Origin of the sequence: Paenibacillus sp. OSY-SE, from assembly GCF_000283315.1 — a bacterium.
Classification (GTDB): domain Bacteria; phylum Bacillota; class Bacilli; order Paenibacillales; family Paenibacillaceae; genus Paenibacillus_B; species Paenibacillus_B profundus.
The window spans coordinates 38,218-62,335 of the sequence record NZ_ALKF01000165.1; the positions used below are offsets into that span (position 1 = coordinate 38,218).

Here is a 24,118-nt window from a genome sequence, read left to right on the forward strand (position 1 = left end):
TTATTCGGGTTGCCGCCGTTTTTTTCAAGTGCCTCATTGGAAGAACCGAGCGCGTGTTTGCTTGGCTCAGAGCCCCCGCTTTGAATCAATATTTTCGTCAGGTATGCGCTATATTTCCATCTGCTGGCGAATATCTCTGTCTTAGAAGAAGCCGTCAAAAAAATGAAAACGCAGCCCCGAAGAGCTGCGTTGTGTGATAATATGGCGATATTATATACCGTAGACGTCCTTCGTCTTCTCTGTCAAATAATCGACCAAGTACTGCGGATTCAGCGCCTCGCCCGTCACCTTCATGATGATTTCCGACGGGGTCAGCAATTTGCCGTACTGATAAATTTGCTCGGACAACCACTCTTTAATCGGGAGCAATTGGCCTTGCGCAATCGTGTCGTCGAAAGAAGGCATTGCCTTGCGCATTGTATTCATAATCTGTGCGGCATACATGTTGCCGAGCGAGTAGGAAGGGAAGTAACCGAAGCCGCCGCCTGCCCAGTGCACGTCCTGGAGCACGCCTTCACCGGCGTTCTGCGGACTGACGCCCAGGTAGGACTCATATTTCTCTTGCCATACCCGTGGCAAGTCATCAACCGACAGCTCGTCATTGAAGAGCATCTTCTCGATCTCATACCGGATAATAATATGTAGGTTGTAGGTGACCTCATCCGCTTCAATTCGAATAAGGGAAGGCTCCACCCGGTTGATTGCGCGGTAGAACATGTCCCCGGTTACATTCTGCAGCTGAGTCGGGAATAATTTTTGCAATGATCCATAATAGTGCTGCCAGAACGGGCGGCTGCGGCCGACTACATTTTCCCAGAACCGTGACTGTGATTCATGAATTCCCATCGACGTACCGCTCGAGAGCGGCGTCCCTGCGAACTCTTTGCTAATATTTTGCTCGTAGAGCGCGTGGCCCCCTTCATGCAGCGAACTGAAGATGGCGCTGGCCACATCGTCCGTCTTATAGTTGGTCGTAATCCGCGCATCACCCGGATTCAAGCCAATCATGAACGGATGCACACTTTCATCCAATCTGCCCGCATCGAAATCGTAGCCCATTTCTTTCAACAATTGAAGACTAATCACTTTTTGGCCTTCAATAGGGCACTCGCGATACAGGAACTCGAATTCAGGCTGCGATGAAGCCTGAACGGATTGTACAAGCGGAACTAACGAGTCCCGCAGCTGACCGAACGTCTCATCCAGCTTAGCTACGGTCATCCCAGGTTCATACATATCGAGCAAAGTGTCATAGCGCGTATCTTTAACGCCCCAGTAATCAATGAATTGCTGAGTCTTCGCTACAATATCCCGTAAATACGGCTTGAACATCTCGAAGTCGGCTTTCTCCTTCGCTTCTTCCCACACTGTCTCCGCATGAGACGTAAGCACGACATGCTCCTGATACAGCTCTGGCGGAATCATGCGGCTGCGGTTAAATTCCTTGCGGGCATCCGTCACCATCTTGCGATCGGCGGCGCTTAACGCTTCGAATTGCTCCGGCTGCTCAAGCGCATCCAAGCAGCTTCCCATCTCGTTCGATACGGACAGCTTGAACATATCGCCTGACAGGACGCCAATCGTCTGCGCGCGCTGCTCGGCGCCTTTGCGCGGCGCGCCGGTGCGCAAGTCCCACTGCATCAGGCCGATCGCTTCTTCATAGCTCTTCAATTTTCCAGTGATATTATGAAATTGCTGCAAAACCGATTGATTTTGTGTACTCATGTTCCATTCACCTCTATTTACGTAATCCCTTTCCTCTTGATGATACGTGGTGTAAACGATATAATCAACTTTCAATAACGGTTGTATCGCGTAAAGGAGCTGGAACAGATGTCCGTTATAATTCAAATTACGGAAGCGGCCGCTTCCGCGCTAGCGAACCGGCTTGTCCCATCCTGCTCTGGGAAAGGAATCATCAAGCTTATTTATGATACGGACGGTTGCGGCTGCGCTGTCAATGGAGTGCCGGCCTTGTGGCTGATCGATGAGCCTGCCCCATTCGATCTGGCCGTGGACACGAATACCAGCTGGACACTCGTGATGGATAAGCATCAGATGGTGTTTTTCGATGAGGCGCTCGTTCTGGACGTGAGCGGCACGACAGGAATGTTCAAGTTGAGCAGCACGCAGCAAATTTATTCCACGCACGTCGCATGCGAAGATCATCGCAGAGCTCATGCAAACTAACAGGTTTGGAGGAACCGCACATGTCCAATATGTTCAATATTTTGGATTACAATCGTCAATTTGTGGATAGTAAACAGTACGAGCAGTATTTGACCGACAAATTTCCCGACAAGAAGATGGTCATCATCACCTGTATGGATACGCGTCTGGTCGAGCTGTTGCCGCGGGCGATGAATTTGCGCAACGGCGATGTCAAAATCATCAAAAACGCAGGCGCTATCATATCGCAGCCGTTCGGGAGCGTCGTGCGAAGCGTGCTGGTCGCGATTTATGAATTGGAAGCGACCGAAGTAGTCATCGTCGGCCATTATGAATGCGGAATGACCGCGCTCAACTCCCAAGGCATTATCGATAAAGCGAAGGAGCGCGGGATCGAAGATGTCGTCCTCGATACGTTGACGAACTCCGGCATCAAGCTACATCATTGGCTGCGCGGCTTCGATAACGTGCACGAAGGCGTGCTGAACAGCGTTCGCATCCTGCGCAAGCACCCGCTCCTGCCACCGGATGTGCCGGTTCACGGTATGGTCATCCACCCAGACACCGGCGCGTTGGAATGGATTGCGGACGGTTATCGCTATTTGGAAGAGCAGAACTCCGAGTCTTCGCACGAAGAGCATTCTCCTTCCGCCACTCGTTAAGCCGTTATCGTAACGGGAAAAGCTCCTGCTTCAGAACCATCGTTCTGTGACAGGAGCTTTTATTGGTTGTTCATTCACATGCCTGCAGCGACTGCTCGAGCGCAGCCGTGTCCATCTGTTCACCGATGACGACGATAACGTCCTTCACATCACCTTGCGGCGTAATCGGCACAAATTCGGTTGCGCGATAAGCAAACTGAAACATATATCGCTTTGTCGTGTCCGTGAAGGAAACGATGCCTTTCGCCCGGTACACATTCGCGGGCAGCGACATCAGCCACTGTTCAAATCGTTCGCTGTCGACAGCGCGCGGCATCGTATAGGTCCATACGGTTACGGCATCGTGAGTATGATGATGGTGGTGCTCACCTGCGGAGGAATTCGACTTGCCAGCAGCGGTATGGGAGAATTTCGCATCCATGCAGCTTCTCCACAGTTCCGGTTCCACCTTAGCATGACTTGTAACCTCTATTCGAGCGCCGGCATTCCATTCTCGCAAACGCAGTTTAACCGCTTCAAGCTGCTCCACTGTTGCGAGATCTGCTTTGTTAAGCAGAATCAGTTGAGCGGCGCGAACTTGTTCTTTCAACAAATGCATCATTTTGCGGTTGCTCGTCCCGCGCTCCGCTCCCGAGTCCGGGATGAATAGATCGGCTAAATGCTTCGCATCCGCCAACGTAACGATGCTCGTCAGCACGACGTTCGTGTAGAGCGAGATTTCCGTTATCGAATCCACGAGTTCCATCGGTTCAGCAATCCCCGTGCATTCCACATAGATGATATCGGGTTGTTCCTCTTGAACCAATTCGTACAGCTTCAAGCCGAAATCTCCCCGCATGGAGCAACAGATACAACCATTCAGCATTTCCTTCATCGCAACGTCAGCTGGCAGCAGCTGTCCATCCAAGTTCACTTCGCCCGCTTCATTCATGACGACCGCAGGCTTCAACCCTTGTTCCATGCTCCACTGCAGCCACTGCTTCAATAAGGTCGTCTTACCGGTACCGAGGAAGCCGGATAAGATGACAACGGGAATCGTCGTATTATTATTCTGTTCGTGAACGGACATGATTGCATTACCTCATTTCATCTAGTGCAAAAATTGATTGTGGTCTTCTCTGTTCCCATCACATGATACAACCTTCATACTAAGGGCGCAACAAAGGCCTTGGCCACAGCCAAAAAGCGGTACAGAAAGAAGGTTCAAAGGAAGGGAACTTGCTAATTGTGATAGAATATATATACAAAAAAAGAAGTTGTGAAATAGAGTATTGCAATTATGTAAATCATTACATATACTATCATTGGAGACTTGTTCAAAACAGATGCAATAAGGAAAGTATGCCGTCTAGCAGCAAGTCATTCTGTGGAGGTGTTATTATGCTCAATACGTTATCTTACGGATTACTCGGACTGCTCGCGAGCGAATCTTGCTCTGGATATGATTTAATGCTGCGCATTCAACCGTTCTGGCAGGCTAAGCACAGTCAAATTTATCCCCTGTTAGCCAAGCTGGAACGGGAAGGGTTCGTTCAATATGTCCGCATCGAACAGCGGGACAAGCCAGATAAGAAAGTATATTCCTTAACCGAGAAAGGTACCGAAGCTGTTCTCGAGTGGCTGGGCGAACCGCCTGCAGAACAGAGTTCGCGCGATGAATTGAGCTTAAAGACGAAGTGCATTTGGATGACGCAGCGCGACATTTCGATCCCTTTATTTTTAACCCGTCTGAAGCAATTGGAGACGAGAACCGCTTATTATGAAAAATTGCTCCAACGCATTCCTGAGGAAGAACGCCACGTGCATTCAAAGCATTTTGGCGATTACGTGCTTCTTCACCGCGCCATTTCATTGGCCGGAGCGCAAATCGAATGGTGCCGTTGGGTTGTCAATATGCTGGAACAAGAAGAAGAGCTATCTTGAGAAATATCCGTCCCGCTCTGTGGCGCTCCACGTGCAATAGAGCGGGATGATTAGCATGATTCAGCTCCTCTTTCCCTTTGCTTAAGACGATGCGCTTCCGCCCGTGCGGCTATCACGTCTTGTCGATCACGAAGCATATGTCGATGAACGACATCGTCCATTACATGACTATTCGTTGAGCACCATGTCCACCCTCGGTGTTCACATTGCTCCTGGCACTGCTCACACAAGTCTGGATCAGCAATCGGCAGATTCCATTCCTCATAGTCAGGACGGACCGATATTCTCTCACCTGCTGTCCCTGATCTATTCAATTCTGTCAACTTGGCCTCTAATTGGCTTAACAATTGCTCTCCATCCAACCCAAGGTCGTGCCAAGGAACTTGATTGGCGTGCGACATCGCGCTTCTTAGCATTTTACACGCGCCTGCTGTATTCCCTCTGCGCTCATGATATAGACCTACGGCAATCTGGACTAGCGTGAGCCACCACTGCTTACGTTCCATCGACGTCTCAGCCTTCCACATTTCTTCCATAATCTCATGGCATTCGAACCAATCCCGCGACCCGTGAAAGTGCAGTAAATACTCGATATAAGGTTTCGGATAATGCATACCTTCTCATCCTCCGACAGCATATTAATAACTCATTTTTCAACAACCATTTATACTATATATTCGACACAGATGCAGGTTGCTTTTTAATAATAACATATATCGAATAGTTAACGTGTTTTGAACACGTATTAACAGCATAACGAGAGTTGCAAATTGTAAATGTTTTTCATCAAATCAACTTTTTTTGAAACCTCACCATACTCCGTTCGTATTAGGTATCGGATGATATCTATTCTTCTATGAGGAGGCAATTCATGCGTAAGTGGATTATGGTTGTTATGGCATTCTTTCTTATTTTTGCGGTAACTACACCGTCTATGGTAGATGCCAAGCGCGGAGGGTCTTTCCGTTCCGGAGTTAAGAATTACAATCCTGCTCCGAAAAAAACAGAGAATAAGAATCAAGTTAATCGTTCCGACAGCTCGAATAACTCCAAATCGACAGGAGCCGCCACAACACAGAAACGCGGTTTCTTCAGCGGAGGAAGCTTGATGAAAGGCCTGATGATTGGCGGCCTCGCAGGACTGTTATTCGGCAGCATGTTCGGCAACCTTGGCTTCTTCGGCGAACTGCTGGGATTAATGGTGAACCTGATGGCGTTGTTCCTTCTCGTATCGCTCGTCCTCCTAGTCGTGCGCAAGATTAAGGAACGCCGCAATCCTCCGAAGCCGGAACACGGGCGGTGGAATTAATGAACATGCGCATCAGCATGGATGAACTCATCAACGCGGTGTGTCTCCACATGGCAATGCGCAGACAAGTGCAGCCGACAGACGTTCAGGTCGAACTGTGTTGGGATGAGGAGCATGGCTTCACTGCCGAAGTATGGATTCATGGTCGGCAACAGTATTTGGTAGAAACGAATCTGCTCGAAGCCGTGGAGCAATATGTATATAAAGAATACGGCCAGCGGGTGTTTCGTCACCAGATCACATTGGATGTCGACGACGAAATCTGGGCAGATATCGATACAAGCCAATAAATCACATAAGTACATGGAGGCGATAGTGCTTGGATCCACACAATGATGTTCCGTGATGGTCCAAGCAACTATTGCCTTTTGTTTTTCTTACTTGAAAAAGTGACAAAAATTCATTCCTGCTTATTCATGATTTGGTGAACATTTTTTTGTATTTTGTAACAACATTGTCTTTTGTTTTTAAGGTTTATTTAATGTTGCTTAAGTATGATAGGTATAATGGAATAAGATTAATTACGGTGTTCACGCACTAATAGTAGGAGGTTTGTTGCTATATGAAAACAGTTTACATTGAATTTCAAGAACGACAAGTACCCGTGTTTTGCACTAATATATCGCACAAAAATACATTTTCTTTGCTTATGGATGCCTTAAATCGCAAAGTCCGCACAGGCAAGCGGGCCATTAAAACCTGCTTGGAAACGTTAATCAGCATTGAAATCGTAGGATCGGAAGCCATCCTACATACGAGACGGGAAATGGACACGCTCGCGCTATCCCTGTACTGATTTACTTCTCACTTCTCACCTAACCAAATGATGAATAGGCATTGGAATTCGGCGCATATCCCGTAAAGGATATGCGCCGTTCTTTTTCATCCGGCTCATGCAACCATCTGGAAAAATACACTTGACACGATACAAATTGTATCATAAAGTACAAATAGTGCTATAGAATCGTTTTATACGATTTTAGAATGGATAAAGGAGCTTTACCATGACCATTGGAGAGCGCTTACGCGGCTTGCGTCTTGCCCGCAATATGTCGCAGGAAGAAGTCGCTCGTCATATCGGAGTGACTCGTTCGGCCTATAGTCATTATGAGATCAACAATCGACAGCCTGTATATAGCAATTTGAATAAGCTCGCTCTGTTATTTGACGTTCCGATCGACTATATTCTCAATGAGGACCGCACCGACTATGCTCGTGAAACAAAACAATTACTGCAGCTCTGGCATTCGTTGGATCATTCTTCAAGACAACATACGCTTTATATATTGCGCCAGTCCATTCAACAAGCCGATCATCCCGCCCAACCTTAACGTTGTGGGCTAGATATGCGATACGCAGGAAGCACGATATGGAACGTCGTCCCTGCCCCTTGACCGCTTTCTACTCCAATCTGACCAGAATGAAGCTCGATTACTTCTTTGGCAATGGCCAGACCGATTCCGCTTCCTCCAGTTGACGAATTTCGTGATTTATCTTTCTTATAAAATCTATCAAAAATAAAAGGCAAGTCCTCTTCCCTCACACCGATTCCTGTATCTGTCACCTCGATATGTATGGTTTCTTTCTCTGCCGTGTATTGTATGCGAATCGTAATCGACCCGCCTGCCGGCGTGAACTTAACCGCATTGTAGATGAGATTATCGAATACTTGCGTCATTCTGTCCAAATCAACTCTCAGAACGATGCTGGCTGGAGGAACATCCCGATACGTCTCGTTATAACAAGCGAAGATCAACCCCTTTCCGGAAAGCTCCAGCTTGTAGTTATCTTCCAAATGAGTGATGAAATGCTCCAAAAGAACCTCTTGCTTCGAGAATTGGACTTGCCCCGCTTCCAGCTTGGATAGTTCGAACATGTCACCGATGAGATGATTCAGACTGTTAATCTTGTTGAGCATCAAACGGATATATTTCTTTTGCTCTGCCTTGTCATACACGATTTCATCCTGCAGCACTTCTAAATACCCTCTAATCAACGTAATCGGAGTACGTAAATCGTGCGATATGTTGGTGAATAAATGCCGTCGGGATATTTCCATACGTTCCAGCTCTTTATTATTCTTTTCTAAATGTGCGTTCATGTGCACTAATTCCGCTGTGCGCTTTTGAATCCTCTGTTCCAAGCTGGCGTTCAGCTCGATTAATTCCGTCGAGACGGATTCCAGATCCGTCAATACTTGCGAATACCGCAGCGAAATGACGAGCGATTGCAAGAAGATGCACACGACAAGCCCAATCGGCGCCAAGTCCCGAATAGGAGCAAGCTCATGGCTATAGAGGATATCGTTAAGGACCAGCACGCTCAGCACGGCGAACCCGATGAGCGCAATATATGCTCCTAATCTATGATGGTGGATGGCTCTGAAATTCATCGCAAAAATATAAAGCACAACAGCGACGATATAAAGCTGATAGCCGCTTAAGAAGGACGTAAAAACGCTCGTAGGCAGCGACACAGTCATTCCGATAAGGAGACTGCCCCCGCCGATGAGGAACCGATATGTGCGCAAGCAGGCGTCCGCGTCCTCGGTGAACAAGTAGCGAATATAACCGACTCCTGTCATGGCGGCAATCAACATCAAAATGTATTCTATCCGAGTGTTGATGCTCCACGACAGCATCGGCAGCCAAGAGAGCAGCAGCATATCCCCCGAAGTCACAATACGGAATGCCATCGCAATACATAACACGCCGAACAGGATTGTATACCTGTCTTTGCGCCGTTCGATAAACAGCCCAATATGATATAAGCCGACCATTAGCAAGCACCCGAAGAGGATGCTGTCACGAACCGTTTCCATTTTGCTTTTGCGGATAGTTTGTTCAGCGAGGCCAAAATACGGGGATTGCCATATTCCCCCGCGTTGGTGCGAGTAATTTGCAACCTGAATGACGATCTCCGCCTGCTCCCCCGGCATGTGAAACATAGCCATCCGCCGTCTCGTTGAAGGCTCATACGTATTCTCGTCTTCGGATACGGTGCCTTCATTTAATACGAGCCTGCCGTTCACCCACAATTGATAGGAGCTGTATATGCTGGGCAGCCATACGCCATATAGAGAATCAATGTCGTCTTTCATAATGTGGAGACGATATGTAGCATAACCTGCTCCCGAGCGCTTCCCTTCCTGAAGCTGGAACTGATTCCACGATGCTGGAACAGGAGCGTAATACGTCACCTTGCGGGGGGCGGTAGCGGCGGCTGGAGACAGCAATTCATGCCAGTTGAACTCCCACTGTCCGTTCAGAGGAACAAGGCCTTGGCTCCTAAAGTCCCATCCCCTTACATCCATCACTCCATTTCTCACCTGCGGAGCAGCATTGCCATCAACTAGCGAGCCGACCACCTGTAGGACTAGAATCGTTATTAATGTCATCGCCATCATAATATGAAAAGTGATTCGGCGCATTTCGTTTCCCCCTCTAACCCTACCATTTTATAACACAGGGGACTGTTTGACGATATATCGAGCAAATATTGCCGAAAAAAAAGGAATAGATTGTCATCTTCTGACAACGTTCGCTATAATGGAAGGAGTGACGGAGGTGACGGCCTGCAATGAACGATTTTAAGATATTAATCGTAGATGATGAATTAGAAATAACAGAGCTCATATCGTTGTATTTGCGACGCGAAGGTTATCACGTTTTCATTGCAGATAACGGTTATACCGCACTGCAAATGGTGAAGGAAGTGACTCCGGACTTGATCATCCTTGACATTTTGCTGAAGTCGCTTGACGGAATTGAAGTGTGCAAGGAGATACGCAAGACTTCGAACGTGCCGATTCTGTTTGTCAGCTGCAAGAGCGATGACGTTGATATCATTATGGGGCTTACAGTCGGAGGGGATGACTACATAACGAAACCTTTCAGTCCGAGTCAGCTCGTCGCACGCGTCAAAGCACATTTGCGCAGAAACTCGCTCTCGTCCCGGAATTATCCGACACCGCCGCAGCATAAGCTCGCTTTTGGAGCGCTGGAGATCGATCTGCACAGCCACAATGTAATAATAGAAGGAAAGTCTGTGGCGCTTTCCGCCAAAGAGTTCGATTTACTCGCCTACTTAGCTCAATCTCCGAACAAGGTGTTTAGGCTGGAGCAATTGTATCAGCACATTTGGAACACGGAAAGCTTTGGGGATACACGAACCCTTATGGTACATATAAGCAATCTACGCAAAAAAATCGAACCAGATCCAACACAACCCCGGTATATCGTTACGGTGAGAGGTGTAGGTTACAAATTTCAGGCCGATTCCTATTAGAGGCTGCTCAAAAAGTCCTCTTTTGAACACGCACTATTAGTATATCCATCCATGCGCCAGAGACCGCCATCCTGCACAGGTTGACGGTCTTCTTTTCATGATGGCGAACAGGAAGTCCGCTTGTCTTGAGAAGCTGCGTGTGACACCGCATCATCGCCAGCACGAGAAATCGTATTACTTTCTGGTAAGCATAGGCGCATTTATAGTACAATAGCGCTTAGTGAGTTTGAAAGCCACTTTTGATCACGAAGCATCTCAAGATGTGATTCGACATCGAATCTTGCATTCACTCTCGAAGAGCTTATGCTTCCGAAGAATGTTTCCGTTGGAAACATCTCAGGTGCTCATGTAGTCTCGCCTACACCCGCTCTTCTTCGAAGAATGCTTCCGATGAAGTTTTCTTGCGTAAACTTGTGCTTCTCGGTGCTGAAAAGTGGTCTTTAGGGGACACGCATATGAAGAAAGGAAGTCACACACACAATGTACATGGCTAACGACTGGAAAGATTATGAAGTAATTGACACCGGGGGCGGTGAAAAGCTGGAACGATGGGGAGATGTCGTGCTGCGTCGTCCCGACCCGCAAATTATTTGGCCTCTGGAACAAGAAAGCAACCTGTGGCGTAATGTGCACGGACACTATCATCGAAGCTCCTCTGGCGGCGGCAATTGGGATATGAAGAAGCCTATCCCGGAGCGCTGGACGATCCAATACCGTGATTTGAAGTTCTATATTCGTCCGACGAGTTTCAAACATACGGGGTTGTTTCCGGAGCAAGCGGTCAATTGGGCTTGGATGATGGACAAGATTAAGCAGGCTAATCGTCCAATTAAAGTATTGAATCTTTTTGCATATACGGGGGGCGCTACCGTTGCCTGCGCTTATGCCGGTGCGGAAGTATGCCATGTGGATGCATCGAAAGGCATGGTGCAATGGGCAAAAGAGAACGTGCAACTGTCAGGTCTCTCCTCCAAGCCCGTTCGCTTTATTACAGATGATGTGTTCAAATTCGTTCAGCGCGAACAACGCCGCGGCAATAAATATGATGCCATCATTATGGACCCGCCGTCGTACGGACGCGGACCGAGCGGCGAAACGTGGAAATTGGAACAAAGCCTATACCCGTTCCTTGAGTTCTGTACGACGATTATGTCGGATAATCCGTTGTTCATGCTCATTAACTCCTATACCACCGGTCTGTCTCCATCCGTGCTGAACAATCTGCTCAGCATGACGATGAAGAAGCGCTATGGCGGTCAATTGACTTGTGGAGAGATTGGACTTCCTATCACACAGTCCGGTCTGGTTCTGCCTTGCGGAATATTAGGACGCTGGGAGGCATAACATCATATGTCCATACCTATGCCTCAAGGACATATCCCCATTCTGTTCGAGGATAATCACGTTCTCGTCGTGGAGAAGCCCGTGAATATATTGTCTCAAGCTGATGACAGCAATGACGTGGATATGCTGACTCTATTGAAGCAAGACTTGAAGATCCGATACGAAAAACCGGGAAATGTCTTTCTCGGACTTGTACATCGCCTCGACCGACCTGTCGGAGGGGCGATGGTCTTTGCCAAGACGTCTAAGGCTGCTTCCAGACTGTCGGATGTCGTGCGCCGCCATGAGTTGGGTAAGTTGTACATGGCGGTCGTGCATGGCTGTCCGCGCAAGCTGCAAGGAGACTTAACACACTATTTGCATAAAGACACGCGCACCAATATCGTTCGTACGGTACCGGCAGGCACTGCTGGGGCCAAAGAAGCACGATTGAGCTATGAGGTGGCAAGCAACAGTCAAGATTTATCACTCATTCGCGTTCGTTTGCATACGGGTCGCCCCCATCAGATTCGGGTGCAAATGCAAGCCATTGGCTGTCCGTTATACGGAGATCAGAAATACGGGGCCAACTGGAATCGACCGGGACAGCAGATCGCTTTATGGTCCGTTCAGCTGTCTTTTCCTCATCCGACGACAAAGGAATACATGGAATTCCGATCGATTCCGCCAAGGGAATTTCCTTGGAATCAATGGGATGTTGCTACGATGGTGTAACATCCCATTGCAACAGTTCGGAGGGGTAAAATAAAAATGAAGACAGATTTTCGATACTACAGATGGCTGCTGATGGTTACGGCAATGATAGTTATGTTAATGACTGCGGCTTGCAGCTTCACCACGCAGTATGAAGTGGCGTCACCGGTTGCCGCGAATGGTGCAGCCAGCACGCAGGAGCAAGATAACGCGCAGCTTCCCTCACCATCTCAACAAGAAGCGAGTTCCGATGAAGCTGCAGCTTCACGAGAACAAGAGGGAGGTACCAACCAGAGCGCGCTTCTCGCTAACGGGTCCCAGGAAGCTGCTGACAGCTCCGTTGCCACCGTTGAGAACAACGTCAAGCCCTATACGCTATCGGGCAAGCTTTTGGCCGTAGGCGACATTATGATGCATTCTCCGCAATTTCCCGCCTACGTTAATCCGAAGACAGGAAAGTATGATTTCAATAGTTATTTCAGTCAGGTGAAACCGATACTAGAAAGTGCGGATTGGTGTTGGGCCAACTTAGAAACGCCACTGCTGGGCGGAGAGAAAGTATATACCGGGTACCCGATGTTCAACGCGCCCTCAGAGCTGGCGGATGCTTTGAAATATGCTGGTTTTAACATTGTAACAACCGCCAACAATCATGTGCTCGACCGGCGTGAGCAAGGGGCGCTTCGCACCTTGGAAGTGCTCAAAGACCGCGGCTTCGTAACGAAAGGAACATCTGCTTCGCTATGGGAGTCCGAACAAGTTACGCTGCTGGAGAAGAACGGCATACAGCTAGGGATACTGGCTTATACCTATGGTACGAACGGGATACCGCTGCCGAAGAAGAAACCTTACCTGGTGTCGCTCATCGATGAGGAACGGATGATTAGAGACATTAAGAAGACGAAGGAAGCCGGTGCAGACGTCGTCGCCATAGCGCTTCACTTCGGCAACGAATATGAAGACAAACCGAATCAAAAGCAAATACAACTGGCTCGTACGCTCGTCCAAGCCGGGGCAGATATAATTCTAGGCTCGCACCCACACGTCCTACAGCCTTATGAACGGGTAACCGTACAAGAAGCAGACGGACACACAAGAGATGCAATCATTATTTATTCATTAGGAAATTTTATTTCTAACCAAACGGGCGACGGGAAAGATATCGGTGTAATCTTCGGTGTGGAAATGGTTAAGCATATGCCTGAGGGACGTATAGAATTGAAAGAGATTACGGCAGAGCCGACTTGGGTTCATATCGATGGCCCGAGACCTAAGCGCAAATACCGTGTCTTGCCCATGTCTGACACCATCATGTCGCATTCGGATAAACGCTTAAATACGAATCAGTTCAAACGGCTGCAGAACATGTTGAACAATACGAACCGTCATCTGCAGTCGATGTCCGCGGTTCCGGTGCTATTGACTTCAGAATGACGTCTAATAGCCAGCTAGCCGACTAGTCTCGCTTATTGCCTGCTGCAATAGCATCGCGCGTCGTGTTCACCTGCGGCTGAGGCTGAGGCGCATTGGCAAGCTTGCCTAACAACAAAATAAGCAATTGCTGATTATGCGTCGAGATGCGATGAAGAATATCGGTCCAATACGATTCCCGAGTCGCAATCCCTCGGCGCATTTCTTGTTCTCCAAATGGAGTTGCCTGTATCCATACAATACGCCGATCGCCTTGATCACGTTCGCGGACAATAAGCGCATTCTTCTCCATCCGATCCATGAGGGTCGTTATCGCTGCAGGAGTCGTTGCTAAGTGCGGGAGCAAATCTGAAGGCTTCACCTTGCCATATTCCGTCACCCACTCCAATACCGTTAGCTGGCTTTCGGTCAGACTCGGTGCAAGCGCCTCATCCATCACATTTTTATACTCCTTCGATAGCTTCAACCACAGCTTGGCAAATTCCGTTACGTGCATAATTGCCGACTCCCCCTTTTCTCCATACCGATCTTGTACTACCTGAATCTCAACCCTACTCATCCTTCAGATACACTTCTATCGATGTCTTTCGAAGATGGGCGACCGCGTTAAGAAGTTGATTCATATACACGATCAAAAACAACTAAATTATACCACAGCTTCAAAGTTCGGTCATCTATCGTGATCATATTGTCAACAATAAAGCAACCGACCGGAACATTCCACGAATCGGAACATGATGGTTTGCAGGATCATATAATTAATATATGGGCATCTGTCCCGTATCACCCGCAAAGGAGGAACTTCGGATGGAACAGGTCAAAGAGGAAATGGTTCGCAGAGCAATCGAAATTGGAATTGTAAAAGACCCACAATGGATGGAACGACTCGATGAGCCCGTTCCCATGTGGGTCCTGCTTGAAATGGTTATGCGATTGCACGATGTATTAAATCCGCCGCACAAGCCTTTCGATTAAACTGAAATCGGCGCAATAACGAGCGTATCAACGACATGTTCATTTTTATCCAATGCGACTACGGCTCGGCCTTGCGACTTCCGATCCATAAGAGGGGCATGCTCTGTAATTAACTGATGGAGCTTGCCCGAATCCGCAACGAGCGTAATTGGATATGCTGCTGTGCTGAAATAAGCCCCGACTAGCTTCGTTCCGTTCGGCTTCACCCGTTTGCCTTCCTTGAATTCAAACGTAGCCATCCCTTTCCCGCCCCGCCCTTGGGTCGGGTAATCCAGCAGCAGGGAACGCTTGCTCCAACCTAAATCAGTCAGCACCGTGATTTCGCCTTCATCGCCGTTCACACGAATAGCGGCAGCGATCTCATCGTCATCCTTTAACTGCATACCGCGGACTCCGCCTGCGGCACGTCCCATCGCATTGACCTCACGCTCCAGGAAACGGATGGCCATCCCTTGATTGCTGACTAGAAGCAGCTCCATCTCACCGTCACTCGTCATGACGCTCAACAATTCATCGTTATCCGCCACTTTACACGCGGCTACTGCCCCACTCCGCTTCGTCTCATACTCTTTGAGAAGCGTCCTCTTCACTTGACCGCGGCGAGTGACGAACAATAGCGATGCCTGCTCGCTATCAAACGATTTGATAGGAACGACACTGACGATCCGATCTTCCTTGGCGATCGGAATGACATTGACAATCGCAGTACCGTTATCTTTCCATTTGAATTCCGGTATAAGATGAATCGGCAAAGAGAAGTATTGCCCCCGCTTCGTAAAGATCAACAGCCGATCCAGCGTGTTCACTTCGAAAATCTGGCGGATAAAGTCGCCTTCCTTCACGCCCGATTTCTCCCATTCGCCTCCGGATCGGGTGAACGACAACTGACTCGTACGCTTAATATATCCTTCGTTCGACAGCGTCACGATAACATCTTCCGCGTTCACGATAACTTCTAAATTGACTTTGATCTCTTCCACTTCGCCTTGGACGACAGAGCGCCGCTCAATACCATAGCGGTCGCGAATTTCAGTTAACTCTTTCTTGATTAGGCTCAATAGCTTCTTCTCGCTATCCAGAATAGCGCGCAACTCGGCCACCTTCTTCTGAATCTCGTTCAGTTCCTTATTGAGAGACGTCAGTTCCAGATTGGTTAACCGATACAGCTGCAATGTCAAAATCGCATCCGCCTGACGCTCGGTAAATTGGAACTTCTCCATCAGGTTATGCTGTGCATCCTGACGATTCTTGGAAGCTTTAATCGTCGCGATAACTTCGTCCAGTATATCCAGAGCTTTAACTAAGCCCTCCAGGACATGCGCACGATCCTCCGCTTTGTTCAAGTCATAACGGGTTCGATTCGTCACGACTTCTTTTTGGTGAGCAATATAAGAATTCAGCATTGATTTAAGACCAAGCTGCTGCGGTGCCTTGTTAACGATCGCGACCATATTGAAATTATATGTGACCTGCAAATCAGTCTTCTTGAACAAGTAATTTAATATTCCCGTCGCATCTGCATCTTTCTTTAATTCGACCACAATGCGCATTCCTTCACGACCGCTTTCATCCCGAACCTCGGCTATACCGTCAACCTTTTTCTCCAGGCGGATATTTTCCATCGCCGTGACGAGTCGGGATTTGACGATTTGATAAGGGATTTCCGTAATGACAATTTGCTGCCGTCCACCGCGCATATCTTCAATTTCCGTCTTCGCACGTATGTAGATACGCCCCTTGCCGGTCTGATACGCTTCGCGTATTCCTTCTTCCCCCATGATGATACCGCCTGTAGGAAAGTCCGGGCCTTGAATAATCTGCATCAGATCATCAAGTGATAAGTTCGGATTGTCGATCGATGCTATGCACGCTTGGATGACTTCACGCAAATTATGAGGCGGTATCTCCGTCGCAAAGCCGGAAGAAATCCCGCTTACTCCATTAACTAGCAGGTTCGGGAACCGTGCTGGCAATACGGAAGGTTCATTTTCCGTATTGTCGAAGTTGGGCCGAAACAGAACCGTATCCTTCTCAATATCCCGTAGAAGCTCCATTGCTATAGAGGACAAGCGAGCTTCCGTATAACGCATCGCTGCAGCAGGATCATCGTCAATCGAGCCCCAGTTGCCGTGTCCGTCGATGAGTACATGCCCCATCTTCCATGGCTGGGCCATCCGTACCATGCCGTCATAGATCGAGGCGTCTCCGTGCGGGTGATAGTTACCCATGACATCCCCGACCGTCTTTGCCGATTTGCGGTACGACTTATCCGGCGTATTACCAGATTCATACATCGCGTACAGAATGCGGCGTTGAACCGGCTTGAGACCATCCCTGACGTCGGGAATAGCACGGTCTTGAATGATGTATTTGGAATAGCGGCCGAACCGGTCGCCTACCACATCTTCCAAGAACGCTGGTTTAAATTGTTCCGATACGCTCATGTGTCTCTCACCTTTCTATTCCTCAAACTCCGTAAAATCGACGTTCTCGACAATCCAACGCTTACGCGGCTCCACCTTGTCGCCCATTAGCGTCAATACGCGCCGTTCCGCCTTCGCCGGATCGTCAATTTGCACCTGCAGCAGTGTTCTCGTCTCCGGATCCATCGTCGTTTCCCACAGCTGATCCGGGTTCATCTCACCCAGACCTTTGTAACGCTGTATTTCGGCGTTCTGTCCGAACTGCTTCAAGTAACTATTCAGCTCTTCATCGGTCCAAGCGTAACGGATCGTCGCATGCTTGCCTTTTTTATGTGTAATCTTGTATAGCGGCGGCTGCGCAATGTATACCCGCCCGTTATCGATTAACTGCTTCATATACCGATAAAAGAAAGTGAGCAGCAGCACCTGGATGTGCGCTCCATCCGTATCGGCATCGGTCATTATAATGACCTTGGCATAATTGCTCTCTTCTACTTCGAATTCCGGACCTACCCCCGCTCCAATCGCGTGGATGATAGTGCGATACTCATCATTTTTCAAAATATCGACCAGCTTCGCCTTCTCCGGGTTCATCGGCTTGCCTTTCAACGGCAAAATAGCCTGCGTCTTCGAATCTCTGCCTTGCTTCGCCGACCCGCCCGCGGAATCCCCTTCCACGATGAACAGCTCGTTGCGTGTATAATCCTTGGATTGCGCCGGAGTCAGCTTGCCATTCAAATTGGAGCTTTCACTGCGCTTCTTGCCGGTCCGCACTTCCTCGCGCGCTTTACGTGCCGCTTCGCGTGCTCTCGATGCTTGAATCGCTTTCTTCACGAGCATTTGCGCAACTTGAGGGTTCTCCTCCAAGAAAATGCTCATGTTCTCGGCTACGATCGTGTCGACCGAGCCGCGGGCTGTTGCGCTGCCCAGTTGATCCTTCGTCTGTCCGACGAATTCCACGTCTGACATCTTGACGTTAATGACCGCCATCATGCCTTCGCGCAGGTCATTCCCATCCAAGTTTTTATCCTTCTCTTTGAGCAGCGTATTTTTCCGCGCATATTCGTTCATGACACGCGTATAAGCGGTCTTAAAGCCCGTTTCGTGCGTTCCGCCTCCACGTGTCGGGATGGAGTTAACAAAGGATACTAGCGTCTCCGTATAACCGTCGTTGTATTGAAGCGCAATTTCTACTTCAATGTCGTCTTTGTCCGCAACAAAATGGATGACATCATGCAGGACCGTTTTGTCCTCATTCAAATACCGTACAAATTCACTCGCTCCGCCATCATATAGGAAAGTTTCCAACTTCCCCGACCGCTCATCCTTCAATGTGACTTGCAGGCCCGAATTCAAAAAGGCAATCTCCTGTAAACGCTCGGCAAGATTGTCATAATTCAAATGTATATTGCCGTGAAATACCTTCGTATCAGGCTTAAATGTTACTTTCGTGCCTGTGCGGTTCGTATTCCCGATAATCTCCAGTCCGGTAACCGGTTCCCCGACGTGTTCCTTGCCGTCGTCATCTACCCAAGTCTCAAACCGCAGACGATGAATCTTTCCTTCACGACAAATTTCAACCTCAAGCCATTCCGATAACGCATTCGTTACAGAAGCGCCCACACCATGCAGCCCGCCCGACTTCTTGTAGCCTGCACCGCCGAATTTACCGCCGGCATGCAAAATCGTATATACGACCTGTGGAGTCGGTACTCCTGTCTTATGCATTCCGGTCGGTATTCCGCGGCCATTGTCGCGCACGGTGACCGACTGGTCCTTATGAACCGTCACATCAATCTGGGAGCAAAATTTGGCGAGATGCTCGTCGACGGCGTTGTCTACGATTTCCCATAACAGATGATGAAGCCCCGAGGAGCTTGTACTGCCAATATACATCCCCGGCCGTTTACGAACCGCGACAAGCCCTTCGAGCACTTGAATGTCGTCAGCCCCGTAGTCTGAATTGTGGTTGCTCGCTGCCCCCTTATTTCCCGGTAGCTGTCCGAACGAATCGATTTGCTCGACCATTCATGCTCCTCCTTCAAAATTACATTTAGCGTTCCAACTTTCGTCGGCAAAAGAAAATCTGTCGCGTCCGAGCGAAGGAAGGTATGCCTCCATACCATTATATCGTCCGGATGCAAACAGATGTTTCGCATTCTTGTATATTCTAATTCAAAATGTCCTGTTTCGTAAAGACACGGAATGCGACAAACAATCCGGCAATCCCCCAGACGGCCAATACACCGAGTGAAAAAGGGAGGCTCATTCCTTCGACAGGCGCCGGTGTACCTGCCAAATAATCTGTTAATTTCAAGTTGATCATAAATAAATATTTCGCCGTCGGCCACGATGAGGCCATGTTATACAGTATGCTGCCGGCGATGAGCGTGGCCATCAATGTTACGATACTTGCCGCCGTACTACGGACAAGCACGGAGATCATGAAGCCAAGCGCTGCAACGACGACGCTCGAGAACCATATGAGCCCGCACTGCATGAGCATATACATCCACGACGGTACAATATGGACTGTATCAAAATTCACCTCTGTTCCCGAAAGCGCAAATCCTGTAAATATAGGGAACGTCCAGCCTCCATAGCCAAATACCATGCCAGAAATTAAATAGGCAAGCAGAGCTGTAAGAATGACGATGATTCCCGTGAACATCATGAGCACGATCCATTTGCTGAGCAGCACCTTCCACCTTCGCACTGGCCGGGTCAACAGCATCTTAATCGTGCCGGTAGAACGCTCGGATGATACAATATCGCTCGCGATGGCCATGACGAGCAACGGAATAAACAGCGTCACCGCGTTATCCATGAACGTTCGCGTAAAGGTCACTCCGTTCGGCTCATCAGGGTTAACGTCGTGGTCCAAATAATATTGCAATTGCTGCAGCATAATGCGCCGATATTTCTTCCATTCTTCCGGCACCCGGTCACTGCCGAGCGTATTCTGAATGTCCGTAATGCGCTGCTGCAGCTCTAGACGCCAATCTTGATTGAATTTCTCTCGATTGTTCTGAGCGATTTTCATCTGAGCATAGGTAAACACCGGAATGAGAACGATGAGAATCAGCAGAACGACATAGAACCGTTTCTTCTTCAACACTTTTATCGTTTCATTCTGAATTAGCGGCAGCAAGCTACTCAATGCGTTCTCCCTCCGTTATCTCCAGGAATAACTGCTCCAGAGTCGGCATAATGCGCTGAATGCCCTCTACTTCGACGCCAGCCTCCATTAATTTACGGTTCAACTCGGCGATGCTCTCAGGCTGCGTCTCCGTCAAGATAGCATAATCAGGCACACCTACTAATACCGCTTCGTCGATCACTTCGTCTTCACGGTTGAAGAACGTGACAGCACCGCTCGCAGACAAGATGTCCCGCGCCTTCTTTTCCGGCTTCGCTTGCCAAATAACAAATTGGTTGCGTCCGGTCAATAGCTGCTCCACGTCGTCGACTGCCAACACTTCTCCCCGGCTGATGATGGCAACCCGGTCACACATGAGCTGAATTTCGCTCAGCAAATGGCTGGACACAAAGACGGCCATCCCGCTGTCGGCCAGCGTGCGAATAAATGCCCGCAACTCTTTAATTCCAAGCGGATCGAGGCCATTCGTAGGCTCGTCCAGGATAAGCAAATTCGGACGGCCCAGCAGCGCTTGCGCAATGCCCAGACGCTGACGCATCCCTAATGAATAAGTCTTCACCTTATCGTGAATGCGATTGGATAACCCGACAATCTCAACGACTTCATGAATGCGGTCATCGCCGATTTCAGGCACCATTCGCGCGAAATGCTCTAAATTTTCCCAGCCCGTCAAAAAGTTATACATTTCCGGGTTCTCGACGATGGATCCAACGTAGCGAAGCGCTTTCTCCGGGTCTCGATTTACATCGAAACCGCACACCTGGATTCGCCCTTCCGTCGGTTTAATTAAATCGACGAGCATGCGGATCGTCGTCGTCTTTCCAGAGCCGTTCGGTCCTAGAAAACCGAATATTTCGCCAGCACGGACGTCGAACGTGACGTTCTTAATAATCAGCTTGCGGCCGATCATTTTCTTTATTTGCTGAACCGACAATACGATAGCTGCGGCGCTGTTCATGTGAAATACCGAACCTCCTTACCTGTCCTTACCGAATGCTTTGCACGATTCGCTCCGCGATGGCTTGATAGCCGTCACCATTCGGATGAAAGTGATCGGAGGAAAGGTACATGCCGATATTTTGCTGAAACAAATCAAAGGTTGGAACCATAATCATATTTTTATCCTTGTTAATCATTTGAAAAGCGGCATCATTCCACTTCTGAACGACATTATTGCCGATTTCGCGCATTTCTTCCAAGTCCGTGAACGGATTGTACAATCCTACGTACACAATGAGTGCGTCCGGATTCCACTTTCGAATGCCAGCGAACACCTTCTTCAAATGTACAACTCCTTGATCGGCCTTCGCAAGAAGCGTATCCTGGTTCAACGATTGATCCCCGAATTGTTCCGAGCGGGCGCTCTGAAACAGATCGTTGCCGCCAATCGTAAGCAGAACGATGTTCGCTTTCTTCAGCACATAGCCGATGCTTTCTTGATTCAATCGCTCGGACAGTTGATCGGCTCTCATTCCGTTCACCGCCATATTGTTCAAGAGAGTGACTGGTTTATCCTGAACCTTGTCCAGCATTTTGACCACACGCCGCACGTAGCCTTCACCTGTGCCGTCACCGGTCCCCCTAGTCAAAGAATCGCCTATCGTTGCAATAAGCCATTCGTCAGCCTGTGCGGTTTCCTTTACCGGCGGCGTCTGAACCGACGGCATTTCCGTGAACGGAACCGAGGCCGGCGACAATATGTCTGCGACCCCGAACCCGAAGCCTACCGCCAACACGAGCGTCGACAATAAGCCGAACAACGCTATCCATGACCATAATCGCGATGTCGATTTGCGGTTCATGTTACCCTCCCAAGTCGTATAAAGTTCCCACTCACCAAGATATATCAATACATTACCTGTTCGGGAATCCATTTGCAAACTTTAGCGCTCAATAATCTCCCAAGTCCCGTCGAATTTAATACCGAACGCTAAGCTATCACTTGAATCTTTATCCAGTTCGCGAGGAACTCATTTACCTGTGCGGTACGTTCGAAAAAACCTTTCTTACACCACTCTCCCATTCGGTCAGAAAATGTGCATATATAGCACTGCACTCCCTTATTCAGATAAAAACACGTGTATATCCCCCTTCCTCTGCCTTACTTTAGATTTGAACGCGTATAGTACTTCTTGCCATTACTTCAGTTTAGTGTATAGCACCGCTCTCCCCTTACTTCAGGTATATATCTCCATAGCTGTGTGGCTGTAGGTATCTGGTTTAAATGAATTATATTTTTGTCAACAAACAGCATCCTTTTATCATTGGGACCAGCGCACTCATTATAGTAATATCATATGGCATCCGATGAATAACCGTCGTCCACTATGTAGGGCGTGCGATCATTGCCTTAATGTCCCGTTTAGCGTTCCCCTCCCATTCAGTCAGAAAATTCATGCGCATTTTCGAGACAACGTTGTTCCACGTTAACTATAAAATTATTGCTAATTGTTAGTTACCCTCCTTGAAACAGGAACATTTGTTCGTTATAATATACATAAGAACATTTGTTCTTAATTCATTTGAGGAGGATCTAGCGATGAACGGATGGCAATCTATCGACAAATTAGAGGACCTACAGCATCATTATCCTTCGGAATCCTCCTGCGTGCCCTTCTTATTTGAGTTAAAGTGGCCTCAGGGCTTTGTCTGTCCGCGTTGCCGGCACACCGGTGTCTATATCATCCGGACACGCCGGCTTCCACTGTACGAGTGTCGCGCTTGCCATCATCAAACCTCGCTGACAGCTGGAACCGTCATGGAAGGCAGCCGCACCCCCTTGCGGAAGTGGCTCACGGCGTTCTGGCTCGTCTCCCGTTCCGATACTGGCATCAACGCTGTCCAACTCAGCTCGGTACTCAAAGTTACCTACAAGACTGCCTGGTCGATATTGCACAAAATACGTATTGCGATAAGCCGTGACGATAGCAACCGATCACTGAATGCGCCCGTTCAAGGTATCGTGACCTTCCTCGGTCGCTCTTTTCGCCCAACCTCTAACACTCTGAGCCTTCATCCTCAGGAATGCCCTCTCATCGTCTCCACTTCCGCCACGCCTGACGAGGAGAATATCGTTCTCAAGATGAAGCTTGTGAACCGGAAATACATGTCCGGCAAACTCCTGCTTCGTTCGGGTTGCGACAACTTTATCGCTCATCACGTCTCTGAGTCCGTCCCCGAGGTTTCGATTATACGTCAGGACTTTCGAGTCAAGCGCAGCAGCCGCTTATACCGTGCATTTAGCCAGGCTCGGCGCTGGTTGAATGATACCTTTCACGGCCTAGGCGAAAAACACCTTCAGTTATACTTGGACGAATATTGCTTCCGCCACAACGCGTCTGCCCATCATGAATCCGCATGGGGACGCTTGTTAGACTTGTGCATGTCTACAGACACCGGATCCGTAACCCGGTACTGCTCCACCCCAAACCCTTCACAGCACGCTCCATATCGCAGGGCGGTATGACACGGATAGATTAAACCTCACAAATTGACGAGGTTGAGTGTGACGGAAGGTGTAGCATATCGTTATGCCTATGGAGGCAGATATTTATCCTTTCCCAAGAAAATCACTATTCGGGTACACACGCATAGCTTTCGGTGTAAACGATAGCGTTCTCTATGTGAGGATGGTACGCCCACAGAGTCTGTTTTGTGTAGCAGAGGCTCTCTCTGTGTAAGGACGGTACACCCACAGAGTTTGTTTGGTGTAGCAGGGGCTCTCTCTGTGTAAGGATGGTAC

At 48.7% G+C, this 24,118-nt stretch carries 23 protein-coding genes; 13 read left to right on the forward strand and 10 right to left on the reverse strand.

Going from position 1 to position 24,118, the window contains the following annotated elements; all coding sequences use genetic code 11:
• Nucleotides 1-210 precede the first annotated feature (210 nt).
• On the reverse strand, nucleotides 211-1,725 hold the full coding sequence (locus A372_RS0108720; protein ID WP_019420453.1) for a carboxypeptidase M32: 1,515 nt from the start codon (nucleotides 1,723-1,725) through the stop codon (nucleotides 211-213).
• A gap of 108 nt (nucleotides 1,726-1,833) precedes the next feature.
• Here A372_RS0108720 and A372_RS0108725 point away from each other — a divergent pair, with 108 nt between their 5' ends.
• Both A372_RS0108725 and A372_RS33620 read left to right on the forward strand, forming a co-directional pair.
• Nucleotides 1,834-2,190 (forward strand): iron-sulfur cluster biosynthesis family protein, encoded by a 357-nt coding sequence (locus A372_RS0108725; RefSeq protein WP_019420454.1) that lies wholly within the window; start codon nucleotides 1,834-1,836, stop codon nucleotides 2,188-2,190.
• A 20-nt stretch (nucleotides 2,191-2,210) separates the two neighbouring features.
• The gene (locus A372_RS33620) at nucleotides 2,211-2,831 is read left to right on the forward strand and encodes a beta-class carbonic anhydrase (protein ID WP_019420455.1); all 621 of its coding nucleotides are present in this window, start codon (nucleotides 2,211-2,213) and stop codon (nucleotides 2,829-2,831) included.
• A 70-nt stretch (nucleotides 2,832-2,901) separates the two neighbouring features.
• Here the strand turns inward: A372_RS33620 and A372_RS0108735 are convergent, their stop codons facing one another.
• Nucleotides 2,902-3,900, reverse strand: a complete 999-nt coding sequence (locus A372_RS0108735) for a CobW family GTP-binding protein (RefSeq protein ID WP_019420456.1) — start codon at nucleotides 3,898-3,900, stop codon at nucleotides 2,902-2,904.
• A 311-nt stretch (nucleotides 3,901-4,211) separates the two neighbouring features.
• On the opposite strand from A372_RS0108735, the gene A372_RS0108740 reads away from it, so the two are divergent.
• Nucleotides 4,212-4,754, forward strand: coding sequence for a PadR family transcriptional regulator (locus A372_RS0108740; RefSeq protein ID WP_019420457.1), 543 nt, complete (start codon nucleotides 4,212-4,214; stop codon nucleotides 4,752-4,754).
• 50 nt (nucleotides 4,755-4,804) lie between these two features.
• On the opposite strand, the gene A372_RS0108745 is transcribed toward A372_RS0108740, so the two are convergent.
• Nucleotides 4,805-5,368 carry a DUF309 domain-containing protein gene (locus A372_RS0108745; RefSeq protein WP_019420458.1) on the reverse strand — a complete coding sequence of 188 codons (564 nt, stop codon included), beginning with the start codon at nucleotides 5,366-5,368 and terminating at the stop codon, nucleotides 4,805-4,807.
• A gap of 257 nt (nucleotides 5,369-5,625) precedes the next feature.
• Between A372_RS0108745 and A372_RS0108750 the strand changes: the two genes are divergently transcribed.
• The 4 genes from A372_RS0108750 (at nucleotide 5,626) to A372_RS0108765 (ending at nucleotide 7,394) form a co-directional block, all read left to right on the forward strand.
• The gene (locus A372_RS0108750; protein WP_019420459.1) at nucleotides 5,626-6,063 is read left to right on the forward strand and encodes a membrane protein; all 438 of its coding nucleotides are present in this window, start codon (nucleotides 5,626-5,628) and stop codon (nucleotides 6,061-6,063) included.
• Nucleotides 6,063-6,353, forward strand: a complete 291-nt coding sequence (locus A372_RS0108755; protein WP_019420460.1) for a YxcD family protein — start codon at nucleotides 6,063-6,065, stop codon at nucleotides 6,351-6,353. Before A372_RS0108750 ends, A372_RS0108755 begins: the two co-directional genes overlap by 1 nt.
• 272 nt (nucleotides 6,354-6,625) lie before the next feature.
• Entirely contained in the window at nucleotides 6,626-6,859 is a 234-nt protein-coding gene (locus A372_RS0108760; RefSeq protein ID WP_019420461.1) for a hypothetical protein, read from the forward strand.
• Between the two features lie 208 nt (nucleotides 6,860-7,067).
• On the forward strand, nucleotides 7,068-7,394 hold the full coding sequence (locus tag A372_RS0108765; protein WP_019420462.1) for a helix-turn-helix domain-containing protein: 327 nt from the start codon (nucleotides 7,068-7,070) through the stop codon (nucleotides 7,392-7,394).
• On the opposite strand, the gene A372_RS0108770 is transcribed toward A372_RS0108765, so the two are convergent.
• Complete coding sequence (locus tag A372_RS0108770; RefSeq protein ID WP_019420463.1) at nucleotides 7,391-9,493, reverse strand: sensor histidine kinase; 2,103 nt, start codon at nucleotides 9,491-9,493, stop codon at nucleotides 7,391-7,393. The genes A372_RS0108765 and A372_RS0108770 overlap by 4 nt on opposite strands.
• Before the next feature lie 149 nt (nucleotides 9,494-9,642).
• Here A372_RS0108770 and A372_RS0108775 point away from each other — a divergent pair, with 149 nt between their 5' ends.
• From A372_RS0108775 to A372_RS0108790, 4 genes are all read left to right on the forward strand, one after another.
• The gene (locus tag A372_RS0108775; RefSeq protein WP_019420464.1) at nucleotides 9,643-10,350 is read left to right on the forward strand and encodes a response regulator transcription factor; all 708 of its coding nucleotides are present in this window, start codon (nucleotides 9,643-9,645) and stop codon (nucleotides 10,348-10,350) included.
• A 480-nt stretch (nucleotides 10,351-10,830) separates the two neighbouring features.
• The gene (locus tag A372_RS0108780) at nucleotides 10,831-11,694 is read left to right on the forward strand and encodes a class I SAM-dependent methyltransferase (protein ID WP_019420465.1); all 864 of its coding nucleotides are present in this window, start codon (nucleotides 10,831-10,833) and stop codon (nucleotides 11,692-11,694) included.
• A 6-nt stretch (nucleotides 11,695-11,700) separates the two neighbouring features.
• Nucleotides 11,701-12,408, forward strand: a complete 708-nt coding sequence (locus A372_RS0108785) for an RluA family pseudouridine synthase (RefSeq protein ID WP_019420466.1) — start codon at nucleotides 11,701-11,703, stop codon at nucleotides 12,406-12,408.
• A gap of 36 nt (nucleotides 12,409-12,444) precedes the next feature.
• Nucleotides 12,445-13,821, forward strand: coding sequence for a CapA family protein (locus A372_RS0108790; RefSeq protein WP_019420467.1), 1,377 nt, complete (start codon nucleotides 12,445-12,447; stop codon nucleotides 13,819-13,821).
• Nucleotides 13,822-13,843: 22 nt separating this feature from the next.
• On the opposite strand, the gene A372_RS0108795 is transcribed toward A372_RS0108790, so the two are convergent.
• A complete protein-coding gene (locus A372_RS0108795; RefSeq protein WP_019420468.1) occupies nucleotides 13,844-14,314 on the reverse strand; it encodes a MarR family winged helix-turn-helix transcriptional regulator in 471 nt (156 codons plus the stop codon).
• Between the two features lie 311 nt (nucleotides 14,315-14,625).
• On the opposite strand from A372_RS0108795, the gene A372_RS37910 reads away from it, so the two are divergent.
• Nucleotides 14,626-14,793 carry a hypothetical protein gene (locus tag A372_RS37910; RefSeq protein ID WP_019420469.1) on the forward strand — a complete coding sequence of 56 codons (168 nt, stop codon included), beginning with the start codon at nucleotides 14,626-14,628 and terminating at the stop codon, nucleotides 14,791-14,793.
• Here A372_RS37910 and gyrA read toward each other — a convergent pair.
• The 5 genes from gyrA to A372_RS0108825 all read right to left on the reverse strand — a co-directional run bounded on the left by gyrA (nucleotide 14,790) and on the right by A372_RS0108825 (nucleotide 22,178).
• Entirely contained in the window at nucleotides 14,790-17,237 is a 2,448-nt protein-coding gene (gene gyrA / locus A372_RS0108805; protein ID WP_019420470.1) for a DNA gyrase subunit A, read from the reverse strand. The two genes, A372_RS37910 and gyrA, sit on opposite strands and share 4 nt — an antisense overlap.
• A 15-nt stretch (nucleotides 17,238-17,252) precedes the next feature.
• A complete protein-coding gene (gene parE / locus A372_RS0108810; RefSeq protein ID WP_019420471.1) occupies nucleotides 17,253-19,244 on the reverse strand; it encodes a DNA topoisomerase IV subunit B in 1,992 nt (663 codons plus the stop codon).
• Nucleotides 19,245-19,386: 142 nt separating this feature from the next.
• Nucleotides 19,387-20,376: an ABC transporter permease gene (locus A372_RS0108815; RefSeq protein ID WP_019420472.1), complete on the reverse strand. Its 990-nt coding sequence runs from the start codon at nucleotides 20,374-20,376 to the stop codon at nucleotides 19,387-19,389.
• Complete coding sequence (locus tag A372_RS0108820; protein ID WP_019420473.1) at nucleotides 20,369-21,334, reverse strand: ABC transporter ATP-binding protein; 966 nt, start codon at nucleotides 21,332-21,334, stop codon at nucleotides 20,369-20,371. Before A372_RS0108820 ends, A372_RS0108815 begins: the two co-directional genes overlap by 8 nt.
• 28 nt (nucleotides 21,335-21,362) lie before the next feature.
• Complete coding sequence (locus A372_RS0108825) at nucleotides 21,363-22,178, reverse strand: GDSL-type esterase/lipase family protein (RefSeq protein WP_019420474.1); 816 nt, start codon at nucleotides 22,176-22,178, stop codon at nucleotides 21,363-21,365.
• 737 nt (nucleotides 22,179-22,915) lie between these two features.
• Between A372_RS0108825 and A372_RS36280 the strand changes: the two genes are divergently transcribed.
• Entirely contained in the window at nucleotides 22,916-23,842 is a 927-nt protein-coding gene (locus tag A372_RS36280) for a transposase (RefSeq protein ID WP_083858810.1), read from the forward strand.
• The last annotated feature ends 276 nt before the right edge of the window (nucleotides 23,843-24,118 follow it).

What these genes read in the sequence shown, in the direction of transcription:
- A372_RS0108780 (WP_019420465.1), top strand. Translation starts at nt 10,831, where the DNA reads ATGTACATGGCTAACGACTGGAAAGATTATGAAGTAATTGACACCGGG.
- A372_RS0108820 (WP_019420473.1), bottom strand. Translation starts at nt 21,334, where the DNA reads ATGAACAGCGCCGCAGCTATCGTATTGTCGGTTCAGCAAATAAAGAAA.
- parE (WP_019420471.1), bottom strand. Translation starts at nt 19,244, where the DNA reads ATGGTCGAGCAAATCGATTCGTTCGGACAGCTACCGGGAAATAAGGGG.
- A372_RS0108750 (WP_019420459.1), top strand. Translation starts at nt 5,626, where the DNA reads ATGCGTAAGTGGATTATGGTTGTTATGGCATTCTTTCTTATTTTTGCG.
- A372_RS0108790 (WP_019420467.1), top strand. Translation starts at nt 12,445, where the DNA reads ATGAAGACAGATTTTCGATACTACAGATGGCTGCTGATGGTTACGGCA.
- A372_RS37910 (WP_019420469.1), top strand. Translation starts at nt 14,626, where the DNA reads ATGGAACAGGTCAAAGAGGAAATGGTTCGCAGAGCAATCGAAATTGGA.
- gyrA (WP_019420470.1), bottom strand. Translation starts at nt 17,237, where the DNA reads ATGAGCGTATCGGAACAATTTAAACCAGCGTTCTTGGAAGATGTGGTA.
- A372_RS0108720 (WP_019420453.1), bottom strand. Translation starts at nt 1,725, where the DNA reads ATGAGTACACAAAATCAATCGGTTTTGCAGCAATTTCATAATATCACT.
- A372_RS0108825 (WP_019420474.1), bottom strand. Translation starts at nt 22,178, where the DNA reads ATGAACCGCAAATCGACATCGCGATTATGGTCATGGATAGCGTTGTTC.
- A372_RS0108770 (WP_019420463.1), bottom strand. Translation starts at nt 9,493, where the DNA reads ATGCGCCGAATCACTTTTCATATTATGATGGCGATGACATTAATAACG.
- A372_RS0108795 (WP_019420468.1), bottom strand. Translation starts at nt 14,314, where the DNA reads ATGCACGTAACGGAATTTGCCAAGCTGTGGTTGAAGCTATCGAAGGAG.
- A372_RS0108725 (WP_019420454.1), top strand. Translation starts at nt 1,834, where the DNA reads ATGTCCGTTATAATTCAAATTACGGAAGCGGCCGCTTCCGCGCTAGCG.
- A372_RS0108740 (WP_019420457.1), top strand. Translation starts at nt 4,212, where the DNA reads ATGCTCAATACGTTATCTTACGGATTACTCGGACTGCTCGCGAGCGAA.
- A372_RS0108760 (WP_019420461.1), top strand. Translation starts at nt 6,626, where the DNA reads ATGAAAACAGTTTACATTGAATTTCAAGAACGACAAGTACCCGTGTTT.
- A372_RS0108735 (WP_019420456.1), bottom strand. Translation starts at nt 3,900, where the DNA reads ATGTCCGTTCACGAACAGAATAATAATACGACGATTCCCGTTGTCATC.
- A372_RS0108765 (WP_019420462.1), top strand. Translation starts at nt 7,068, where the DNA reads ATGACCATTGGAGAGCGCTTACGCGGCTTGCGTCTTGCCCGCAATATG.
- A372_RS36280 (WP_083858810.1), top strand. Translation starts at nt 22,916, where the DNA reads ATGAACGGATGGCAATCTATCGACAAATTAGAGGACCTACAGCATCAT.
- A372_RS0108755 (WP_019420460.1), top strand. Translation starts at nt 6,063, where the DNA reads ATGAACATGCGCATCAGCATGGATGAACTCATCAACGCGGTGTGTCTC.
- A372_RS33620 (WP_019420455.1), top strand. Translation starts at nt 2,211, where the DNA reads ATGTCCAATATGTTCAATATTTTGGATTACAATCGTCAATTTGTGGAT.
- A372_RS0108775 (WP_019420464.1), top strand. Translation starts at nt 9,643, where the DNA reads ATGAACGATTTTAAGATATTAATCGTAGATGATGAATTAGAAATAACA.
- A372_RS0108785 (WP_019420466.1), top strand. Translation starts at nt 11,701, where the DNA reads ATGTCCATACCTATGCCTCAAGGACATATCCCCATTCTGTTCGAGGAT.
- A372_RS0108745 (WP_019420458.1), bottom strand. Translation starts at nt 5,368, where the DNA reads ATGCATTATCCGAAACCTTATATCGAGTATTTACTGCACTTTCACGGG.